7 protein-coding genes are annotated in these 6,000 nt (G+C 36.6%); 2 read left to right on the top strand and 5 right to left on the bottom strand.

The features are described from left to right. Positions 1–151: 151 nt before the first annotated feature. The 5 genes from J0871_RS11570 to J0871_RS11550 form a co-directional block, all read right to left on the bottom strand. Positions 152–898 carry an SDR family oxidoreductase gene (locus tag J0871_RS11570; RefSeq protein ID WP_208225392.1) on the bottom strand — a complete coding sequence of 249 codons (747 nt, stop codon included), beginning with the start codon at positions 896–898 and terminating at the stop codon, positions 152–154. 142 nt (positions 899–1,040) lie between these two features. Further along, positions 1,041–2,096: an ArsO family NAD(P)H-dependent flavin-containing monooxygenase gene (locus tag J0871_RS11565; protein ID WP_208225390.1), complete on the bottom strand. Its 1,056-nt coding sequence runs from the start codon at positions 2,094–2,096 to the stop codon at positions 1,041–1,043. After that, positions 2,096–3,145, bottom strand: coding sequence for an ACR3 family arsenite efflux transporter (gene arsB / locus J0871_RS11560; RefSeq protein ID WP_208225388.1), 1,050 nt, complete (start codon positions 3,143–3,145; stop codon positions 2,096–2,098). Before arsB ends, J0871_RS11565 begins: the two co-directional genes overlap by 1 nt. 66 nt (positions 3,146–3,211) lie before the next feature. Further along, positions 3,212–3,544 carry a metalloregulator ArsR/SmtB family transcription factor gene (locus tag J0871_RS11555; RefSeq protein WP_208225387.1) on the bottom strand — a complete coding sequence of 111 codons (333 nt, stop codon included), beginning with the start codon at positions 3,542–3,544 and terminating at the stop codon, positions 3,212–3,214. Positions 3,545–3,740: 196 nt separating this feature from the next. After that, complete coding sequence (locus J0871_RS11550) at positions 3,741–4,451, bottom strand: SDR family oxidoreductase (RefSeq protein WP_208225385.1); 711 nt, start codon at positions 4,449–4,451, stop codon at positions 3,741–3,743. Positions 4,452–4,704: 253 nt separating this feature from the next. Here J0871_RS11550 and J0871_RS11545 point away from each other — a divergent pair, with 253 nt between their 5' ends. Then, positions 4,705–5,079 (top strand): hypothetical protein, encoded by a 375-nt coding sequence (locus tag J0871_RS11545; protein WP_075326814.1) that lies wholly within the window; start codon positions 4,705–4,707, stop codon positions 5,077–5,079. 191 nt (positions 5,080–5,270) lie between these two features. Further along, positions 5,271–5,888 carry a VTT domain-containing protein gene (locus J0871_RS11540; RefSeq protein ID WP_075326813.1) on the top strand — a complete coding sequence of 206 codons (618 nt, stop codon included), beginning with the start codon at positions 5,271–5,273 and terminating at the stop codon, positions 5,886–5,888. Positions 5,889–6,000 lie beyond the last annotated feature (112 nt).

Raw genomic sequence — 6,000 nt, 5'->3', positions numbered from 1 at the left:
GGAGCCTTACGATTCAGCAATTTTATATTAAATTTGGAGACCGGATACCACTGGACATAAACGCCAATTCCTCTGGGGCTAGCCCCAGAGGAATTGAAACATCAGACAGAGTTTAATTTACAGACCCTTTTTATTTAATAAGGAAGCTAATCTATTGCTCCTGATCTGTTGGCATAATATATACATCATTAATATTAGCTCTTTTCGGCTGACTTAATGAATAATAGATTGCTTCAGCAATATCTTCTGCCTGCAATGGAGTTAACTCTTTAAACATTGGCTCCATATCTTTCTTGATCTCATCATCTGTAATGGTATCTGTTAGTTCTGTAGATACAAATCCTGGATCTATAGAAGTCACGTTTATTCCGTAATGAGGAGCTAATTCTGCTCTAAGTCCTTCGGTAAACATTTTTACCGCTGCTTTAGTAGCACAATAAACAGCTCCACCTGGATAATATTTGTGTGCTGCACTAGAAGAAATGTTAATTATATTTCCACTTTTCTGCTCCATCATTGTTGGTAGCACTGCAGAAACACCATTGGTTACTCCTTTTATATTTACATCTATCATTTTATCCCACTCATCGGTATGTAGATTCTTAACGTAAGAAAGTGGCATTAAACCGGCATTATTTATAATTCCGTCAATGCTTCCAAATTCTTCTAAAGTTGAGGAAACAACCTTTTTAAAATCTTCTTTCTTAGTAACATCTGCAGGAACTACTAAAGCCAATCCACCGTTTTTTACGATCTCATCTTTTAAAGAATTCAATCTATCTTCACGGCGTGCACTTAATACAACATTAGCTCCTTCCTGGGATAATTTTTTAGCGGTAGCTTCTCCAATTCCACTAGAAGCTCCAGTTATAATTATAGTTTTTCCTTTAATACTCATATCTAATTTTTTTTGGTTTTACTCAAAATTAGCGCAGAGTATAGTAACGACCCAGCAATTTTAGATTTTTAGTATGGGTTTAACGGCATAGCCTAACATGCATCAATATTAGAGAATAAAAGCTCTTAAAAAATTGGGAAACTTAGTCTATTAGATATTCGATAATTTCTTTTATGGTAGCGCGTGCGCTTCGGCCAACGCCAATTAAAGTAGCAGAAGCATAGCCTGTCCAGCCACCATAACCAACTAACCAAAGTCCGTTAGTGTTTTTTGCTCTGGTTCCTTCGGTTTTTATTTTACCCTTGTCATCTGGATCCTCTATATTATTTAGATGATCTGTAGCAAAATGAAAGCCCGTACACCAAATTATAAGGTCGAAATCTTCATTAGTTCCATCTTCCCAAATCACGCCATTCTCGGTAAACTCGGTGAAACTCCCTTTGGTTTTAAGCACGCCCCTTGCCCGGGCTTCTTTAACTGTGGGCACCATAACAATATTTCCAAGGTTATAAGCTGCCGGATCAAATTTCTTTCCTTCCTTCTCGGCTTTATATTTTGCGGTTGCTACATTAAAAAGTACTCTGCCATCTACATCGTCTGGCAAATATTCGGGATCTTTTAAAGTTGCCCAACTGGCATTCGTTACTTTAGAAACTTCGGCTAAAATTTGTGCTCCGGCATTTCCTTCCCCAACAATAAGCACCTTCTTATTTTCAAGCTTATCTGTATTTTTATATTGAGCCGAATGAATTTGTTTTCCGCGGAAAATATCTATTCCTTTTATCTTCGGAATAAATGGCGCCTTCCAGGTTCCGGTTGCTGAAATTACTGTTTTTGCTAAAAAATCTCCTGCTGAAGTTTTAAGCTTAAAAACACCTGATTCTTTTTCTACATTTTCAACTTGAACCGGACGCTTCACAGGAAAATTATAACGTTCTTCGTAATTGCACAAATAATTAATTACGTGATCCTTGGGCGGAAATCCATCCTCGTTCTTAGGCATTAGCCAACCGGGAAGTGAAGACTGATCTGCCGGAGAAAAAAGCCGCAAAGAATCCCAGGTTTTTTGCCAGGCACCACCACAGTTTTCCTGCTCATCAAGTATTAAATAATTCAGTTTTGTTCGTCTTAAATAATAAGCACAGGCCAGTCCGCTTTGGCCGCCTCCAATTATTATAACGTCGTAAACTTCAGCCATTATGCTAATTTTTCTTTAGGATAATATTTCTGTTTCAACCAAAACGCAACACTTACCAAACCAATTAAAACCGGAACTTCAACCAAAGGCCCAATAACTCCTGCAAATGCCTGCCCGCTATCAATTCCGAAGACAGCAATTGCTACGGCTATGGCAAGTTCAAAATTATTCCCGGTTGCGGTAAATGAAATAGAGGCATTCTGCTTATAACCTGCACCGAAATATTTAGAGACAAAAAAGCTTATAAAAAACATCAAAATAAAATAAACTACCAGCGGAATAGCAATTAAAACTATATCTACCGGGATTTCCACGATAGTTTCACCTTTTAGGCTAAACATCACTAAAATTGTGAATAAAAGCGCAATAAGGGTTAGCGGTGAGATTGCCGGAAGAAACTTTTCTTTATACCAGGCTTCGCTTTTGGCTCTAACTAAAATTACCCGACTTAAATAGCCCGCCAGGAATGGAATACCGAGATAAATAGCAACGCTTTTAGCAATTGTACCAATTGAAATATCTATAATAGCGCCTTCAAACCCAAAATATGGCGGTAAAACGGTGATAAAGATCCAGGCATAAAAACTATAGAAAAACACCTGAAAAATGCTGTTTAAAGCAACCAAACCAGCACCATATTCGCTGCTTCCTTCCGCGAGATCGTTCCATACTAAAACCATAGCGATACAACGGGCAAGGCCAATTAGAATAAGGCCAACCATATATTCGGGATGATCCTGGAGAAAAATTATGGCGAGAAAGAACATTAAAATGGGGCCTATAATCCAGTTTAGTAATAAGGAGACACTAAGAATTTTTACATTTTTAAAAATCTTAGGTAAATATTTATAATTTACCTTGGCTAAAGGCGGATACATCATTAAAATTAAACCTACGGCAATAGGGATATTTGTTGATCCAACGCTATAGGAATCTATAATCCCGGCACTTTGTGGCATATAATAGCCAATAGCTACCCCTATAAACATTGACAGGAAAATCCATACTGTGAGATATTTATCGAGGAAATTCATCTTTTTTCGAGCCATAACAAAAAGATTTTTTTATTCTATAAGTAAGATTTGAGTTGAAATTTTGGATACCCAGTTATTGCTTTAGCAACACTCATCGTTGGGAGAAATATTTGAATCAAGAAAAGTGGCAAAAAGTTCTTTGACCTGGTTCCATTTTTCGGGGTTTATGCAGTAGCAAACCCGTGTTCCTTCAATATCCCCTTTTATAAGTCCTATGTTTTTCAGCTCCTTTAAATGCTGTGAAATGGTAGGCTGCGCCAACCCAACCTCCTGAACCAGATCGCCGCAAATGCAGGATTTTGATTTTATAATTTCCTGTAGAATGGCAATTCTGGCAGGATGTCCCAGAACCTTAGCGATTCCCGCCAGTTCGTTTTGCAAGGGGCTAAATATTTCCGATTTTGTAAGACCCATTTTAATTGTTTATTGCAATATTACGATAAAAGAAATGATAAAAAAAGAGGCTGTCTGGAAAGTTCTTAAAATTGTCCTCCTGAATTTATTTCAGGATATAAAATGTTTATAGTTAAAACAAATTAGAAGCTGAACCAAGTTCAGCTTGACAAAAATTATACTTTTCAGTCAGCCTCAATTTATGTTATTTAAAAAATTATTTTTTAGGTGGTTGCGATGGTCTTACCTCTATCTTACTTGGTAAGGTACGCTTATTCATTTTTAAAAGATCTACCACTAATTCCCCAATATCTTCGGGTTGAATTTTCCAGGCATCTTCTGCATTTGGAGTGTGATCGTTAAAATGAGTAGCCACAGAACCCGGCATAATGGTACTTACATTAATTCCTTTTTGTCTAAGATCTAACATCACCGCCTGGGTAAAACCTGTTAAGCCAAATTTACTGGCATTATAAGCCGCTCCTCCTGCAAAAAAGTTAGTTCCCGCAAGACTGGAAATAGTAATAAGATATCCTTTAGATTTTTCTAAAGCGGTTAAACTGGACTTTACGCTATAAAAAACTCCTGTTAAATTGGTATCTATTGTTTCCTGCCATTTCTCTGGAGATAATTCGTCTATAGATCCAAAATGTCCAATTCCAGCATTGGCCACCATTACATCAAGTTGCCCAAATTTATCTATTGCCGCCTTTACGGCTTTTTCCTGACTTTCGTAATTTCTAACATCAGCTTCAAGACCTAAGGCGTCAGTTGCGCTTAGTTCTTTAGCGGCTTTTTCAGCAGCATCTTTAGAACGGCTTGTTATGGCTACTTTCATTCCCAAATCTAAAAGTGATTGGGCCACGCCGTATCCAATTCCTTTACTTCCGCCGGTAATAAATGCAACTTTTCCTTTTAATGAACTCATAGTATTTTAATTTTTTAGTTAGGCTAAAGCTACTAAACAATGCGATTTCGCTGAAATCTTAAGGACTAAGATATTGTTAATTTTAGAGGCTTTATAATTAAGGGTTAATTGAAGATTATAAAAATAAATAATCTTAAAAACTCATTTCAAGCTGTATAAAAGCTTCTTAATTTCTTTGTTAAAATGTTTTATAAAACTACGAAAGCAGTACATTTGCAAAAAAAATAGTATAACCTGATTAACCAATATTCTCTTGAATAATATCAAAGCCCAAAAATTACTCAATAAGATTCAGCGTGATTTAATGCGCAATGGAATAATTACCAATACCCTGGTAAACGACCTGAAAGAATTAAGAACCCTTGTTGTAGAAGAAGGTCAGCCTTTATTGGCAAAAACCATCAGGTTAACTTTTGAACACGTAGAAGCTTACGATTCTTTTAATATTGCGATCCCAGAAGATGATCCGGTAGAGGAAGGTGAAGAAGCGCCTTTACAGGAAGAAGCAACCGGGCAGGAAAGCCTTGATTATCTTCTTTCTTTAATGGCAGATCCTTCTAACCGTGTAAATGAATTGGAGCTACGTGAATACGTAAAAGCTTTCAATGAATATGCTGAAGAAAACTAGATCTTAGCTTGAAAGAGTAAACTGGTCTGGTATTTGAATAGTTAGTCGGCATAAAAAACCTTATTGAACTACCTCGATAAGAAATCCTGGGGTAACCCATAAGGCATTAAGCTGAGATAATTAAAGGAGCCGATATATAAATCGGAATATTTAAATCTCGCTTAGTGAGTAAATTGCTAAAGGAGAATTTGATGAAGAAAGATGCGAAATCTAAAAAGAAGTCGCGCATACGCTTATTGCACCAGTATTATAGTTATACCGGTTTTTACAGCTTTGTTTGGAAAAGTGTAAAAAAAGCAATTTTACCCATAGTTTTATTTGTAGCAGCGCTTTGGGCAATAGATCGTTGGGTGCTGGATATTGAGCAAATGCTGGTAACGGTAACCGAAACTTATTCGCCGCTAGGTATTATAAGTGTTTTCTTTGCTTCAGAATCTTTACTGGGATTAATCCCGCCAGAACTATTTATAGCCTGGTCTGGCAAATCTTCCAGTCCAATTCTATACCTTTCTTTACTGGCACTGGCTTCCTACTTAGGAGGTGTAATTTCTTACTTTATAGGCCGCTGGATGACTAAGATCCCGGCTGTACACGAAGCTATTGAAGTAAAAATGGCACAACATATTAAAAATACCCGAAAATGGGGCGGATTTTTAATTATAGTGGGTGCACTACTCCCAATTCCGTTTGCGATGACGAGTATTGCAGCGGGAATTATAAAATTTCCATTCCCCAGTTACCTTATGTTTGGTTTACTGCGTTTTGTAAGATTTTACCTGTACGCCCTGGTTATTTTTGAAATGGTTTAAAAATTTTTGCTTTAAATATTTCGCTAACCAGATCTTTTCAACCCTATATTTAATACATTTAAATTTTTAAAAATTCACAATTTTGAACCTTTAAAATTTTCCCAAGTCTTCG

The sequence above is a fragment of the Salegentibacter sp. BDJ18 genome (assembly GCF_017579965.1).
GTDB lineage: Bacteria > Bacteroidota > Bacteroidia > Flavobacteriales > Flavobacteriaceae > Salegentibacter.
The sequence above is the reverse complement of the archived record's forward strand: the minus strand, read 5'-3'. Positions and strand labels throughout refer to the sequence as shown.

Bases quoted from the DNA above. Each gene is read 5' to 3' on its own strand.
- J0871_RS11570 (WP_208225392.1), bottom strand. From the start codon at position 898: ATGAGTATTAAAGGAAAAACTATAATTATAACTGGAGCTTCTAGTGGA.
- J0871_RS11565 (WP_208225390.1), bottom strand. From the start codon at position 2,096: ATGGCTGAAGTTTACGACGTTATAATAATTGGAGGCGGCCAAAGCGGA.
- arsB (WP_208225388.1), bottom strand. From the start codon at position 3,145: ATGGCTCGAAAAAAGATGAATTTCCTCGATAAATATCTCACAGTATGG.
- J0871_RS11555 (WP_208225387.1), bottom strand. From the start codon at position 3,544: ATGGGTCTTACAAAATCGGAAATATTTAGCCCCTTGCAAAACGAACTG.
- J0871_RS11550 (WP_208225385.1), bottom strand. From the start codon at position 4,451: ATGAGTTCATTAAAAGGAAAAGTTGCATTTATTACCGGCGGAAGTAAA.
- J0871_RS11540 (WP_075326813.1), top strand. From the start codon at position 5,271: ATGAAGAAAGATGCGAAATCTAAAAAGAAGTCGCGCATACGCTTATTG.